Genomic DNA, 14,849 nt, shown 5'->3' on the forward strand with positions numbered 1-14,849 from the left:
CAGACCGCGACCCGGCGCACCTGCCGCTCCGGGTCGCCAGCGGCCCGGACGCCCGCCGCGGTGGCGGGGAGTCCGGCGGCGACCTGGGCGGCGAACGCGCTCAGCGTCATCGGCTGCGGGAGTTCGCCGATCCGGCCGCTGCCGCGGCGGCCCGCCGGGTCGGTCGGGTCGGCCACCAGCGGGCCGGTGACCTTCAGTCCGACGGCCTCGGCGAGCGCGTCCGAAACGCCCGGGTCGGCGTGGTCGGCGTTGGTGTGCGCGACGTGCAGCGCGATGTCGTGCTTGATCAGGGTGTGCACCACCCGGCCCTTGAAGCCGGTCGCGGCGACCGTGGTGGTGCCGCGCAGGTAGAGCGGGTGGTGGGTGACCAGCAGGTCGGCGCCCCACTCGACGGCCTCGTCCACCACGGTCTGCACCGGGTCGACGGCGAACATCACCCGGCCCACTTCGGCCTCGGGATCGCCGCAGACCAGGCCCACCGCGTCCCAGGACTCCGCCCACTGCGGCGGGTAGATCTCTTCGAGCACGGCGATGACGTCGGACAGTTTCGGCACCTGTCGAGACTACCGCGTGCCACGGCCCCGCCCGGCCGGGCCCGTCCACCACCCGCGCTGCGGACGGCCCGCACACCTGCGCGTCAACGCGATGTCGGGCGGCCGGTCGGGGCTCGAACGGCGTTCCCGGAGGCCGACGGACGGCGGACCGGCCGGTGGGCGCGCATGGGGCCCTGCCCACACGCTCCGGGGCGAACGTATTCGAAAACGAAATTTGATCACCCTTACGAGTGAAGTGACTCGGCCAGTGTTGAGTCACCCCCGCCCCGAAAGTAACTTCAGTCCTGCGAACGAGAGTTGCCTCGACCGGGGGGTCGAAAAAAGGGTGACCGGCCGGAATTCCCGAAGGAATTCGGCCGGCGCGGGCGAGCCTCTCGTGACTTCCGCAGACCGTGACGGGTCGAGTCCACCGCGAAGGGGTGTGAAGCAGATGGGGACGGGCACACCGCTGCGCAGGACAGGGGGGCCGGTACCGGTCGACGACGAGCCGGGCGCGGACGGCGCGTTGGCGGAGGTGGCGCGGGCGGCCGTGACCGGCAGCAGGGCTCGGGGAGGCGACGACGACTGGACGGTCGTGGTCGAGGGCTTCTGGTGCACGGTGCGGCCGCCCGGCCGTGAACTCCCCGAGCAGGGGTGGAAGCTGCACGTCGCCGCAGCCTCCCCGGTCGCGGTCGAGGTGCTGGCCGCGGTCGCCGCGGTGATCGCCGAGGACCCGTGCACGTTCAAGTTCGCCGCGGACCGGGAGCGCCTGCGCGAAATCAATTCCCGCAACAGCGACCGCGCTTCGGCCGGGAAATTCCTCACCGTCTATCCGGGCGACGAGGAACAATTCCGACGGCTCGCCGAGAAACTCCACCTGGCCACCGCGGGAATGCCCGGACCGGCGATTCTCTCCGACCGCCCGTACCGCCCGGGCAGCTCGGTGCACTACCGCTACGGCGTCTTCACCGGCCGCGCGGTGCTGGGCAACGACGGCGCGTACCGCTCGATGCTGCGCGGCCCGGCCGGCGAGTCGGTCGAGGACGTCCGCACCGCTTCCTACCGCTGCCCGCCGTGGGTGGTCGACCCCGTCGAGGGGGCGGGGTCGACCACGGGCACGGGTGCGAACGGGCGGCGGGCCGGCGTGCTGCTGGACGGCCGCTGGGCGCTCACCGCCGCGCTGCGGCACAGCGCCAAGGGCGGGGTGTTCCTGGGCGCCGACCCGGCCACCGGCGCCGAGGTGGTGGTCAAACAGGCCCGCGCCCACATCGAGGTCGACCGGGCCGGCACCGACGCCCGGCAGGCGCTGCGGCACGAGGCCGAGCTGCTCGACCTGCTGGCCGACAGCGGGCTGACCCCGCGGGTGCACGCCCTCGTCGAACAGCAGGACTCGCTCTTCCTGGTCCAGGAACGCATCCCCGGCCAGGCACTGGGCAGCTGGGTCGCCGCCCGGCTGCGGCGCGACGGCACCTCCGGCGTGCCGTGGGCCGAGGCCGGTCCGCCGGCGTCGGCCCTGCTCGACCTGGTGGAGCACGTCCACCGGCGCGGACTGGTGCTGCGCGACCTCTCCCCCGGCAACGTGCTGGTCCGGCCGGACGGCGCCGTCCGCCTGGTCGACCTCGAACTCGCCGTCCCCGCCGGAACCCTGGCCGGCACCGCCGGCACCCCCGGGTACCGAGCCCCCGAGAACTCCGGCCCGCACCGCACCCACCGGGCCGACCCCGGCGCCGACCTGTACGCACTCGGCGGCCTCTTCTTCCTGCTCGCCACCGGCCACGACCCGCTGCTGCCCGGCGACGGGCCCCTGGACCACTGGCTGGCGTCGGCCGCCCGCGCGGGCCTCACCGCCCGCCGACTGGCCCCGCTGGTGCTCGGGCTGCGCGCGGAACACGCCGACCGGCGGTGGAGCCTCGCCCGGGTCCGGCACGAACTCGCCGGACCCGCCCCGCAGGCCCCCGGCCCGCGGACGTCTCCCCCACTGGACCGGCTGCTGCACGACGGGCTGCGCCACCTGGCGTCCACCGCCACCCCGCAGCGCCCCGACCGCCTGTGGCCGACCGTCCCGAGCGGGCAGCTCACCGACCCGTGCAACGTGCAGCACGGCGCCGCCGGCGTCCTCGCCGTCCTGGCCCGGGCGAGCCTCGCCCCGCTGCCCGAACCCGTCCGCGAACAGGCCCGGGCCACCGCCGCATCGGCCGCCGACTGGATCGAACGACGCTGCGCCGCCGAACCCGTGGTGCTGCCCGGCCTGCACTTCGGCCGCTCCGGCACCGCCTGGGCCCTGTTCGACGCCGCCGACGCCCTCGACGACCCCGGCCTCGCCGAACGGGCCGCCGCAATGGCGCTCGACGTCCCTCTGGCCTGGCCCAACCCGGACGTCTGCCACGGCGCCGCCGGAGCCGGCCTCCTCCAGCTGCGCGCCCACCGCGCCACCGGAGCACACCGGTTCCTCGACCGCGCCGCGCACTGCGCCCGCACCCTGCTGGCCGCCGCCCGCACCGAACCGTACGGAACGGTCTGGCCGGTGCCCGCCGACTTCGACTCGGCACTCGCCGGAGCGGTCCACCTCGGTCACGCCCACGGGGTGGCCGGAGTGGGAGCCTTCCTGCTGGCCTGCGCGGAACGCCTGCGCGCCGCCGAACTGCCCGATGCCGCCGACGAGTTGACGGCCGGGGCGGGCCTGGCGGCGCAGACCCTGGCCGCGACCGCCCGGTGGGACGGCGACGCCGCATGGTGGCCGCAGAGCCACGGCGACCCGGCGCACGTCCGGCTGGCGCACTGGTGCAGCGGCTCCTCCGGAGTCGGCAGCTTCCTGATCCGCCACTGGCAGGCCACCGGCGACGACCGGGCCCACCACCTGGCCCGCGCCGCCGGCCGGGCCGTCCTGAATGCTCGCTGGCACAGCGGGACCTCCGCGTGCCACGGGCTGGCCGGCAACGGCGAGTTCCTGCTCGACCTGGCCCGGGCCACCGGCGAGAGCCGCTTCCGCCACGGCGCCCGGGAGATCGCCCGACTGCTCGCCGACCGCGCCACCCTCCGCGACGGCCTCCTGCTCCTCCCCGACGAGACCGGCGCCACCAGCACCCCCGCCCACGGCACCGGCACCTCCGGCCCCCTCGCCTTTCTCCTGCGCCTCCACCACCAGGGGCCGCGCCTGTGGTCCGACCCGGAGCCGTACCGCGAGGCCGCTTCGCAGGGATACCGACGTGGCCCACTGGCAGGTCAGTTGAGCGCTGGGTCGACCGGAGGGCGCCGATGAGCACCACGAACGCGTCCGCCGGCAGGAGCCCGGCGCCGGCATCAATTCGCAGGCCCCGGCAGCCGGTTGTCGCGCCACTGGGGGGTGACGCCACCGCCCGCACCACACGGCTGCCCGCGCCTGCCGACGTGAGCCTGCCACACCCGTCGACTCGGCCACTTCGCCCGCCGGTCTCCGCATCGTCGCGGGGCGGAGCGAACGCGCACACCGCACGGCCGCTTGCTCCTGCCGGCCAGGGGCCGCGCCGAGTTCCTGCCCTCGCACGCCACCTGTCGCGGAGCGGAGCGAACGCGCACACCCCGCAGCGGCCCGCCCGTCAACTTTCGCTCCCTGCACCGCCCTTGCCCCACCGCTCCACTGGAGGACCCCGATGAGCACCGCGACTGTACGCACCGCGTCGCAGGCGTTGCGGCGGTTGAGTTTCACCTTCGCCGGTGACGGCTCGCACGCCGCGTGCCTGGCGGCCGGGGCCGACGGCGGCTGGTACGTGGAGAGTTGGCGGCTGCCGGAGCAGGGGGTGGCGACGCCGGGGCCGCTGGCGTCGGCGGAGGGGCGGGCGGAGAGTCTGCGGTCGCAGTTGGTCGCGCTGCCGGACGGGCGGGTGGTGGTGTGTCGGCACGACGGCGATCGGCACGCGGTGGTGGTGCTCTCGGACGGCGGGCCGGGGCGGCCGGCCGTCGAACTCCCGCTTGCGGGAATGCGGTTGCCCGGGCTGCGGATGCTGGCGATGCCCGGGCCTGCCGGGACGGCGGCGGACGCGCCGATCGCGGTGCTGCTCGGGACCGACACCCGGCCGGTGACCACGGTGTGGCTGCTGGCCGCGGACGGCTCCGCGCCGCGCGTGGCGGCCGAGCTGCCCGGGCTGTACGGCGGCGGAGTGTGGCTGGACGAGGCCGGACGCCTGCTGGCGCTGGACCGGGTGGCCGACGGCATGGTGAAGACCGTCGTGCTGGATCTCCGACTCGGCGTCGCCACCCCCCTGTTGGAGCTGGGCACGAGCAGCAACGACCGGCTGGTGCTGTTCGATCCGGCGACGGGCTTCGGGATGCTACGCAGCGACGCGCCGGGCGTGGACCGGCTGGGCTGGGCGCTGATCGGCGGCGCCGAGCCGGTGCGTTTCCCCGACTGCCTGCACCAGCCGGGCCGCCTGCTCCGGCCGATCGCACTCGCGCCGGACGGGCCCGGCACGGAGCCCCGGGTGGTGCTCCAGGTGGATCACGGAGCGGCGTCCTCGCTGGTGCTGTGGCAGCCGGGCAGCGGGCGGCTCGATCCGCTGCCGGTGCCGCCGGGGCGGCTCGGTGCGATCGGGCACTGGTCGCCGGCGGGTCTGCGGATGCCGTACTCGGCGCCGGACCGTCCGGCCGCTCTCGCCACCCTGGACGTGGACGCGCTGCTGACTGCCGGTCAGGTCGCTCCGCCCGACGCCGCCCCGCCGGCCGGCTGGCGGCTGGACGGTTCGGCGACACCCGGGGACGGCGGCCGGTGGCGGCCGGCGCGGTGCGTTCGGCTGGCGGGTCCGGCCGGTCCGGTCGAGGCGGTGGTGTACGGCGGCGAGCAGTGGCTGTCCGCCCCGCACCTGGTGCTGGCGCTGCACGGCGGGCCGGCGGACGTCTGGCGGCTGGAGTTCGACCCGGCGCTGCAGCGGATGGCGGCGCAGGGCCTGGCCGTTCTCGCCCCGAACCAGCGCGGTTCGACGGGCTACGGCACGGAGTTCGCGATGGCGATCCGCGGCGCGTGGGGCGGCCCCGACCTGGACGACGTCCTGGCGCTGCTGGCGAGCGTGGCGGGGCGGCGGGCCGCGCTCGGCCTGGAGCCGCCGGCCCTGTTCGGCGTCAGCTACGGCGCGTTCCTGGCGCTGCTGGCCACCGCGCACGCCCCGGCCGGGACGGTGTCGCGGTGCGCGGTGGTGGCGCCGTTCCTGTCGGGCGGCCGGCTGCTGGCGGAGGCCTCGGCCCCGGTGCGGGCGCTGACCGCCCGGCTCGGCGGCGACCGTCCGATCGACGACGCCCGGGGCCCGCGCGACGTCCTGCACCTCGCGGACCGGCTGCGCACCCCGCTGCTGGTGGTGCACGGCGACCGGGACGAGGTGGTGCCGGTCGGTCAGTCCCGGTCGCTGCGACATGAGTTGCTGCGCCTCGGCCGGACCGAGGGCGCCGACTTCCGTTACGTGGAGGCGGCGGGCGCGGGGCACGAGCTGCTCGCCGAGGAGGGCGCGGCCGTGCTGCACGAGCTGCTGGCGGGCTTCCTGCGCACCGGCAGACCCGCCTGACCCGTCCCGGATCCTGACGCTTCGTCACCAGACTTCCCGCCGCGCGCGGGGGCCCGCCGGCCTGCCCGGCTGCGGCCAGGAGCGCGTCCGGCGGGGCCTGACCTGCAACGGGAAAACGCTTTCCGTCGCAGCCGTCGGACACGTCCGTGCCCGACGGAACCCATAGGGGAGGAAACATCATGGAGAACATGACCGCGTTCGAGACCGACCTCGCGGCCCTGCAGGAGCTGCCGGAGCTGGAGTCGGTCGAGCTGGGCGGCCACGGCGCCGGGTGCCAGTTCACCTGTCTGGTCCTGACCTGCCTGATCTTCACCATCAGCTGACGTCGGGACACCCGGGCCGTGCCCGTCCCCTCGCGGGGGCGGACACGGCCCGCACCGTCCGGGTCACCTTGCGCCCACCGGGAGTTGACCGGGCGTGAGGCCGGTCGGTCGCGCTCACGGTGTCGGAACCACTGGAGGCCGCGATCGCACCGGCCCCGCCCGAGGTGGCGGGCGCAGCCCCGGACGTCGCGACGCAGGCAGGCCCATCGCCGGACCTGCTGCCCGGTCGGTGCTCGGCGCGGCCGAGTCGACACCGACCTCGGGCAGCAGGTCCGGCGCGAGCCGTTTCGAGGGGGTGCACGAGCGACGGTTCGACGTTCGGCGCAGGTCTCGGTGCCAAGTCGCCGCAGGTGCAGGAAGGTTCGGTCCTCGTCGTAGCCGTCGGTCACGCGGGCTCGGCCAATCGTCCCGGCCACCCTCGTGCGGGGCAGCAGGGGGAAGGCTCCCGAGAGCCCGTTGCACAGGCGTCCCGCGAGGCTGGTCGAGCTGCTGTCACCCGCTCCCGGGTGAGGCCTCGTGGGAGTGGCAGCCGCGGGCGGTGCGGGTCCCGGGCGCGACGCGCAGCGGTTTGGGTAGGCTCCGATCCGATTCGGCCGTTATCGTGGCCCCCGCGCGGGCCGACCACGAGGACGGCCTGCTTCCTGCTGTCCGGCTCCCGGACACACCGGCGCGCCGAGGCGTACCGGTGCACTTTCCGCAGAGACCGCCCATTCGCACGGAGAAGACTGACCAGATGTCCGAGTCCATCGACGACACCACGCACGACCACCGCGCGCCCGGCGCCGACGAGGCCGCCGACGGCCTGGCTCACGGCCGGCACCGTGGTACCACTGCCAGCGACGACAGCGCGGACGCGGACCCGCACGGCCGCCACCGCCGCTGACGTTCCGGCCGCCGCGGGCCCCCGGCCCGCCGCACGACCACCTCGCACCGCCGACGCCCCCGGTCCCGTCACCGTCCTGACGGGCCCGGGGGCGTCGGCCGTCCGGCCCGCGGCCCGGCGCAACCCGGCCGAGCGGCGCCGCGGCGAACGCCCGGCTCAGTCGACCGTGAGCACCGTGCGCAGCGCCTCGCCGCTGCGCATCTGCCGGATCGCCTCGTTGACCTCGGCGAGCGGCAGCCGGTGGGTGATCATTCCGGCCAGGTCCAGTCGGCCGGCCCGCCACAGGTCGACGGCCCGGTCCGCGGTGCGGCGGACGTCGCCGCCGCCGTACATGGACGGCAGCAGGCGCTTCTCGTTGAAGAAGAGTTCGCCCAGGCTGAAGGAGACCCGGTCGTCGGCCGCGCCTGCGCCGATCACCACCACCGCGCCGCCGCGCCGGGCGGCGTCGTAGCCGGCTCGGACGGTCTCGGAGCGGCCGACCGCCTCGAAGACGTAGTCGAAGCCGCCGCCGGGAACGCCGCGGGCGGCGGACTTGAGCTCCTCGGGGGCGATCGCCTCGGTGGCGCCGAAGCCGATCGCCCGCTCGCGCCGGGAGGCCACCGGGTCGACCACGGTGATCCGGGCGGCGCCGCAGATCCGGGCGCCCTGGACGGCGGCGATGCCGACGCCGCCCGCGCCGATCACGGCGACGGTCGAACCGGGTTCCACCTGCGCGGTGTTGACGGCGGCTCCGAGCCCGGTGGTGACGCCGCAGCCGATCAGCGCGGCGAGCTCGTACGGCAGGTCGGCGGGGACCGGCAGCAGGGCGTCGGCGGGGACCACCAGTTCCTCGGCGAACGCGCCGGTGCTGTAGAAGCCGTACGCGTCGGTGTCGCCGCCGATCCGGAACGTCGGGGTGGACAGCCGGCGCAGCGAGGCCACGCACAGATGGGTCCGGCCGTGCCGGCAGGCGTGGCAGTCGCCGCAGGGCGGCATCCAGCACAGCACCACCCGGTCGCCGGGCGCGAGGCCGGTGACTCCCTCGCCGACCTCGACCACCTCGCCGGCGCCCTCGTGGCCGGGCACGAACGGCGCGGGCTGCGGCAGGACGCCGGTCATCGCGGACAGGTCGGAGTGGCAGAGGCTGGCGGCGTGCATCCGGACCCGGACCCGGCCGGGCCCGAAGCCGACCGCTTCCACGTCGTCACGGACGTCCAGGGTGTCCTGTCCGGTCTTGTGCAGGATCGCTGCGCGCACGGGCTGCTCCCGGGGTGCGGGCCACCGAGGGCCGGGTGGAGGGTGAGGGGGGTGGAACACGTTCCACTGCGGGCCCTGTATAGCGCATCGCCCCCGCCGGACGGCAGTCCGCACACCACCCGCTCCCGCCGCACCCGGTGGGAGTCCCTCCGCCAGACCTGCCGAACGCTGCCCCGAGTGCCGGTCCGCACTCGCCGTCAACGAGCGCTTCCCCACCTGGTGCCCGAGCTGCGAATGGAACCTGCTGCCGCCCAAATCGGCCCCCGCGGATCGAACGCCGCGTCAGCAGCGCAAGGAAGAACGGGCCGAGCGCCGCGAGGAGGCGGCCCGACGGGACGTCAGGGAGCGTTCCGAGCAGGTGTTCACGCTGGTGTCCGAGGACGGCTCGGGTCTGCGGGACAGTTCGGCAGCAGCCGCGTTCGCGCTGGCCGGGGTGGTGCACCTGGTCTCGCTGACGGTGCTGCTGCTCGGGCTCGGTCTGGTCCTCGGACTGCTGCTGCCGGGCTGGCCGGGCCGGATCCTCGGGGTGATCGCACTGGGCATCGCCTTCCAACTGCGCCCCCGGTTGGGCCGCCCGACCCGCGACGGGGCGCTGGACCGCGCCGCCGCACCGACCCTGTACGGGCTGGTCGACCGGATCTCCGAGGAGTTGGGCGCGCCGAAGGTCGACTCGATCGTGGTCGACGCGGAGTGGAACGCCTCGTTCGGTGTGCGCGGGCTGCGCCGTCACCGGCAGTTGACGATCGGCCTGCCGCTGTGGACGGTGCTCGCGCCGCAGCAGCGGGTCGCGGTGCTCGCTCACGAGATCGGACGCTGCGTCAACGGCGACAACCGGCGCGGCCTGTGGAACGGGTCGGCACTGAACGCCCTGGTCGAGTGGTACCGGCTGACCGTGCCGGACCGGAGCCGGGCCCAGGAGGGCCCGACCGGACTGATGATGATGATCGCCGACGCGGTGGCGAACCGGGTCCTGTGGGTGCTCAACCGGGCGGTGTACGGGCTGGTGCTGCTGATGAACCGGCTGTGGCTGCGCGCCGGGCAGGCCGCCGAGTACCGGGCCGACCTGCTGGCCGTCCGGCTGACCTCGGTCGCCGACACCCGCGACGCCCTGACCGCGTCGCTGCACTGGCCGACCTTCGAGACGGTGCTGCACCGTCAGCGCACCCTCCCTCGGGGGCGGTCCGGCGGCCGGCCCGCCGGCCCCGACCTGTGGCAGTCGCTGGCCGAGGCCGTCCGGACCGTCCCGCCGCTGGAGACCGAGCGCCGCCTGCGGTCGGCGGCCCGGCAGGGCGACGCCGTCGACAGCTCGCACCCGCCGACCCACCTGCGGCTGCGGATGCTCACCGCCGCCCCGCCCGAGCAGCACCGGCACCCGGTGGTGCTGGACTCCGGCCGGGCCGCCCTGATCGAGGCCGAGCTCGCCGGGCGCCGCGAACGGCTCGCCGTCGACCTGGTCTGACGGGCGCCTCCGCAGGGGACTGTCCGGCGGCGGAGGGCGTTCCTACCATCCAGTAGGGTCCTGGTCAGTCCCCGACCAGCCCGGCAGGAGCGCCCGATGACCGACCTCACCACCGCCGAGGCCACGCCCGAGCCGCAGGTGCTCGCCGCGTTCCGCGCCGCCACCGGCTTCATGCCCGAGGACGAGGGCCTGGCGCTGTACGCTGCCGCGCTGGAGGCCGCCGGGCGCACCGGGCTGCCGGTGCTGGAGATCGGCACCTACTGCGGGCGCTCCGCGATCCTGCTGGCCGACGCCGCCCGTCGCAGCGGCACGGTCGCCCTCACCGTCGACCACCACCGCGGGTCGGAGGAGCAGCAGCCGGGCTGGGAGTACCACGACCCGACGCTGGTCGACCCGGAGGTCGGCCTGATGGACACCCTGCCGCGCTTCCGCCGCACCCTGCACGCCGCGGGCCTGGAGCCGCACGTGGTGGCGCTGGTGGGTCGTTCGCCGCAGATCGCGGCGGTGTGGCAGGGCCGGCTGTCGCTGGTGTTCATCGACGGCGGGCACACCGACGAGCACGCCACCGGCGACTACCTGGGCTGGGTCCCGCACCTGGCCGAGGACGGCCTGCTGGTGGTGCACGACGTGTTCCCCGACCCGGCGGACGGCGGCCAGGCGCCGTACCGGGTGTACCTGCGGGCGCTGGACGAGGGCTTCGAGGAGGTCTCGGTGGCGGGCTCGCTGCGGGTGCTGCGCCGCGCCGCGTCCTGACCTCCCGGCACCGCCCGGGCCGTTGGATCGGCCCCGGCGGGCCGGGCCGCGATTTTCCGGCCGCGACCGGGAACGATCACCGCGGTTCCGGCGTCGTCCCCACCGCGACGCGTTGCGGGACCGCCGTGACCCGCCCCGCCGACGGCCGGTACGGTGTCGGGGCGGCGGACGGCCTGCGCGGCGCGGTCGGTACGGCGGGCAGGCATCGGCGGGTCATAGGCGGGGGCGAGGGACACGGCATGACGGAGCAGGGCAGGGCCGCACGAGCGGTGTGGGATCCGACCGCGAACAACGGCGCGGGCGGCTGGGTCCGTCGACCGGTGGCGGACGACCCGGCGGCCGCGGGCCCGCCCACCACAGCGATCCCGCTCCCGAAGATCCCGGCCGGCCCGGTCGCACCCGCCGCCCCGGTCACCCCTGTCGCGCCGGTCCCCCCGGTCGCACCCGTCGCGCCGGTCCCCCCGGTCGCACCCGTCGCGCCGGTCACCCCCGCCGCCCCGGTCGCACCCGTCGCACCTGTTTCACCCGTCGTCCCCCAGCCGCCGCAGCCCGAAGCGCCGCGCGTCGCCGCGGCCACCGGTCCGGCGACCCCGCCCCGCACCCCGAAGCCGGCCCCCGCGCCCCCGACCGCCCAACAGCCGCCCGCCGCCCCGCAGCCCCCGGCGGCCCAGCAGCCGCCCGCCGCCCCGCCCGGCCCGCAGCCCTCGTACGGCGGTCAGCAGACGTTCGGCGGGCAGCAGTTCCCGGCCCAGCAGCCGCAGGGCCAGAGCTTCGGCGGCCAGCAGCAGTTCGACCAGCAGCCCTACGGTCAACAGCCGTTCGGCGCTCCGCCGCCCCCGCAGGGCGGTCAGCCGGGCTTCGGCGGTCCGCAGCAGACGTTCGGCGGGCAGCAGTTCCCGCCCCAGCCGCAGGGCCAGAGCTTCGGCGGCCAACAGCAGTTCGACCAGCAGCCCTACGGTCAACAGCCGTTCGGGCAGCCTCAGTTCGGCGGCCCGCAGCCCTCGTACGGCGGTCAGCAGACCTTCGGCGGGCAGCAGTTCCCGAACGGCCCGGGCGGGTACGGCGGGCAGGAGTCCGAGTTCGACTACGAGGACGACCCGCGGCGGCGGCGCACCCCGGTGCTGATCGGTGCGGCGGTGGCGCTGCTGGTGGTGATCGGCGTCGGCGTGGTGTGGGCGGTGCAGAACAGCGACAGCGGGACGTCGTCCCAGTCGAAGGGCGGCAGCTCCGTCCCGGCGCCGGACCAGTCGCAGAGCGTCCCGGGCGGCGGCGGCGCTTCGCCGGCGGCCTCCGCGCCGAGCAGCGCCGGGCCGTCCGCGTCGGGCGCGCCCTCGGCCGGTCCGGACGCCGCGGCCGAGGCGAAGGCGCTGGACGCGCTGCTGACGAAGGGCGAGAACGCGAAGGCGCCGATCGGCAACGCGGTGGCGAAGGTGCGCAGCTGCCCGCCGAAGACGGAGATCGACAACGCCGCGAAGGTGTTCGACGCGGGCGCCCAGCAGCGCGACCAGCTGCTCGCCGAGCTGGCCCAGTTGCACACCGACAACCTGCCGGGCGGGGCGGGCGCGGCGGCGAAGCTGAAGGACGCCTGGCAGGCGTCCGGGGACATCGACCGGGCGTACGCGGCGTGGGCGCGCGCCGTCTCCGCGCAGGGTTGCGCCAACAACACCGCGCCCAGTACCGCCGATCTGGGCCGGGCCAACGACCTCAACCCGCAGGCCACCCAGTCCAAGAAGGACTTCGTGGCGAAGTGGAAACCGATCGCCGACACCTACGGTCTGACGGCGCGCACCTGGGACAGGATCTGAGGAACTCGTGACCGGCCGCACCACCCCGCCCCCCGCCGAGCCCGACCCGCACTCCGGTCGGGAGCGGCGCGCGGTCCGCCTGCGGCGGGCCGCGAAGCTGACGAGCGTGGTGCTGCCGGTCTGTCTGATCGGCTGGCTGAGCTGGCAGGCGGTCGCGAACAGCACCCGGGACGTCACCTCGCACCCGGCGGTCTCGCCGCACTACGCGGAGGGCGACCGGGTGGACGCGGACGGCCCGTCGGGCGCCGCCGCCCCGGAGGGCTCGCCGTCCGCGGGCGCCCCCGCGCCGTCGCCGTCCGCCTCGGCCGCGGGCACGGCGAACCTCCCGCTGGCCGGGCGGACGGTGCTGCTCGACCCGGGGCACAACACCGGCAACGCCAAGCACACCGCCGACATCAACCGGAAGGTGGACATCGGCAACAGCCGCAAGGAGTGCGACACCACCGGCACCTCGACCAACGCGGGCTACTCGGAGGCCGAGTACACCCTGGACGTGGTGCACCGGGCCCGGCAGATCCTCCAGGACCGGGGCGCGACCGTGGTGCTCACCCAGGACGGTGACCGGCCGTGGGGTCCGTGCATCGACGAGCGGGCCCGGATCGGCAACGAGGCCAAGGCGGACGCCGCAGTGTCGATCCACGCGGACGGCGCGCCGGCCTCCGGCAGCGGCTTCCACGTGATCATGCCCGCCAAGGTGGTGGCCGGCCCGGCCGACACCTCCGCGATCGTCGACCCGTCGCACCGGCTGGGCGTGCTGCTGCGCGACACGTTCAAGGCCCAGACCGGTGAGCCGACTTCCACCTACATCGGCCAGCAGGGCCTGGACACCCGCAGCGACCTGGGCGGACTCAACCTGTCGAAGGTCCCGAAGGTGTTCATCGAGTGTGGCAACATGCGCAACACCGGCGACGCCGGGCGGATGTCCGACCCGGAGTGGCGCCAGCGCGCCGCGCAGGCCGTCGCCGATGCCCTGACCAGCTACCTCACGGGGTGATTCACCAGCAGACCCACCGTCAAGACCTGTTCTGCCCCGTGCGGGCCGCCCTGCCGGGCCGTCCGGTTCGTACCGGATCCGGAGGGCGCTGTGCACACGGCGTCGCCTTGGCCCTAGGCTTTTGCCCCGTTGTACCGCTCCGGTACCACGGGGGCTCGGTCACCGCCCGCCGACCACGACTACACCAATGAGGGGAACGTCAGTGAATCTGCGCGCTCTCACCAGGGGAGACGCCGCCGTCGCCGGTGCGGCGGTACTGCTCCTGATTTCGTCCTTCCTGCCTTTCGTGGCGGTCGACTGCTCCGGCAAGTACTGCCCGACGAGCCTGTCCCGGAACGGCTGGTCCTCGGACCTGTTCCCGGTGCTGCCCTCGGTCATCCTGACCGGCCTGATCGGCGCGGCGCTGATCCTGCTGTTCCGGCTCCAGAAGGAGAACTGGGGCACCAAGCAGGTCGTCGGCCTGCGGCTGGACCAGTGGGGCACGGCGCTGTCCGTGGTCTCGTTCTGGGGCTGCCTGTGGACGCTGCTCGGCGTCCAGAAGGGCCTGTCCAACGGTGCGGGCGCCTACCTGGCGCTGCTCGCCACCCTGGTGCTGGCGGGCGCGGTGATCGCCGGTCCGCTGGTCCCGGCCCTGCAGGGCCCGCTGGTCTCCGGCACCCCGGCGGCGCAGACCGTCCCGCAGCCGTTCCCGCCGTACGGCGGCCAGCCCGGCGCCCCCGGTCAGCCCGGCCAGCCCGGTCAGCCCGGCGCGTACGGCTACCCGGGCGCGCAGCAGCAGCCGCAGCCGTTCCCCGGCCAGTCGCAGCCGCACGCCGACCAGCCCGCGCCCGCCCAGCAGTTCGGCGGCCAGCCGGCCGGCGGGTACGGCTACCCGGCGCCCGCGCAGGCGGCGGCCGCCCCGGCCCCGCAGCCGGTCGCGCAGCAGCCCACGGCCGTTCAGCCGGCCATTCAGGACCAGGTCCCGCCGCAGGCCGCCGCCCCGTTCGCCCCGTTCTGGTTCGCCGTCCCGGCGGTCCGTCAGCTGGCCCACAAGGACAACCCGATGGGCCCGCCGGTCGGCGAACTGGTCCCCGGCACCTGGTACCTGGCGGTCGACCAGCGCGGCGCCGCGCTCGTCGCCCAGCTGCCCGACGGCACCCACGGCGTCCTGAACGACACCACGGGCATCCAGCGCGGCTGACCGTGCGACCCGCGCCCCGGGGGCGCGGGGAACCGCGCGAGCGACCCCGCTCGCACCAAAAGGTCCGCCCGAGGAGGGAACTCCCCTCCTCGGGCGGACCTTTCGGTTTGCTCCGGGCTCAGCAGCAGTCGCCGACGACCAGCCCGGCCGGCAGG

At 75.5% G+C, this 14,849-nt stretch carries 11 protein-coding genes; 9 read left to right on the plus strand and 2 right to left on the minus strand.

Annotated features, from left to right (window positions below; all coding sequences use genetic code 11):
- The coding region (locus tag IEZ12_RS37500; RefSeq protein WP_229847129.1) for a Nif3-like dinuclear metal center hexameric protein at window positions 1–554 on the minus strand (554 nt) is incomplete at its 3' end.
- Between the two features lie 430 nt (window positions 555–984).
- Between IEZ12_RS37500 and lanL the strand changes: the two genes are divergently transcribed.
- The 4 genes from lanL to IEZ12_RS01145 all read left to right on the plus strand — a co-directional run bounded on the left by lanL (window position 985) and on the right by IEZ12_RS01145 (window position 7,267).
- Window positions 985–3,792, plus strand: a complete 2,808-nt coding sequence (gene lanL / locus IEZ12_RS01130) for a class IV lanthionine synthetase LanL (protein WP_189270329.1) — start codon at window positions 985–987, stop codon at window positions 3,790–3,792.
- Window positions 3,793–4,162: 370 nt separating this feature from the next.
- Window positions 4,163–6,061, plus strand: a complete 1,899-nt coding sequence (locus tag IEZ12_RS01135) for an alpha/beta fold hydrolase (RefSeq protein ID WP_189270330.1) — start codon at window positions 4,163–4,165, stop codon at window positions 6,059–6,061.
- Window positions 6,062–6,240: 179 nt separating this feature from the next.
- The gene (locus tag IEZ12_RS01140) at window positions 6,241–6,384 is read left to right on the plus strand and encodes a VenA family class IV lanthipeptide (RefSeq protein ID WP_157815502.1); all 144 of its coding nucleotides are present in this window, start codon (window positions 6,241–6,243) and stop codon (window positions 6,382–6,384) included.
- A gap of 733 nt (window positions 6,385–7,117) precedes the next feature.
- Complete coding sequence (locus tag IEZ12_RS01145; RefSeq protein WP_157815501.1) at window positions 7,118–7,267, plus strand: hypothetical protein; 150 nt, start codon at window positions 7,118–7,120, stop codon at window positions 7,265–7,267.
- Between the two features lie 156 nt (window positions 7,268–7,423).
- Here the strand turns inward: IEZ12_RS01145 and IEZ12_RS01150 are convergent, their stop codons facing one another.
- Window positions 7,424–8,503 (minus strand): alcohol dehydrogenase catalytic domain-containing protein, encoded by a 1,080-nt coding sequence (locus tag IEZ12_RS01150; RefSeq protein ID WP_189270331.1) that lies wholly within the window; start codon window positions 8,501–8,503, stop codon window positions 7,424–7,426.
- Window positions 8,504–8,861: 358 nt separating this feature from the next.
- Here IEZ12_RS01150 and IEZ12_RS01155 point away from each other — a divergent pair, with 358 nt between their 5' ends.
- The 5 genes from IEZ12_RS01155 to IEZ12_RS01175 all read left to right on the plus strand — a co-directional run bounded on the left by IEZ12_RS01155 (window position 8,862) and on the right by IEZ12_RS01175 (window position 14,694).
- Entirely contained in the window at window positions 8,862–9,962 is a 1,101-nt protein-coding gene (locus IEZ12_RS01155) for a M48 family metallopeptidase (RefSeq protein ID WP_189270332.1), read from the plus strand.
- Window positions 9,963–10,058: 96 nt separating this feature from the next.
- On the plus strand, window positions 10,059–10,715 hold the full coding sequence (locus tag IEZ12_RS01160) for a class I SAM-dependent methyltransferase (protein WP_189270333.1): 657 nt from the start codon (window positions 10,059–10,061) through the stop codon (window positions 10,713–10,715).
- A 239-nt stretch (window positions 10,716–10,954) separates the two neighbouring features.
- Window positions 10,955–12,520 carry a hypothetical protein gene (locus IEZ12_RS01165; RefSeq protein ID WP_189270334.1) on the plus strand — a complete coding sequence of 522 codons (1,566 nt, stop codon included), beginning with the start codon at window positions 10,955–10,957 and terminating at the stop codon, window positions 12,518–12,520.
- A gap of 7 nt (window positions 12,521–12,527) precedes the next feature.
- A complete protein-coding gene (locus IEZ12_RS01170; protein ID WP_189270335.1) occupies window positions 12,528–13,514 on the plus strand; it encodes an N-acetylmuramoyl-L-alanine amidase in 987 nt (328 codons plus the stop codon).
- A gap of 202 nt (window positions 13,515–13,716) precedes the next feature.
- Window positions 13,717–14,694 (plus strand): DUF5336 domain-containing protein, encoded by a 978-nt coding sequence (locus IEZ12_RS01175; protein WP_189270336.1) that lies wholly within the window; start codon window positions 13,717–13,719, stop codon window positions 14,692–14,694.
- The last annotated feature ends 155 nt before the right edge of the window (window positions 14,695–14,849 follow it).

This window comes from Kitasatospora griseola (assembly GCF_014648555.1).
GTDB lineage: Bacteria > Actinomycetota > Actinomycetes > Streptomycetales > Streptomycetaceae > Kitasatospora > Kitasatospora griseola.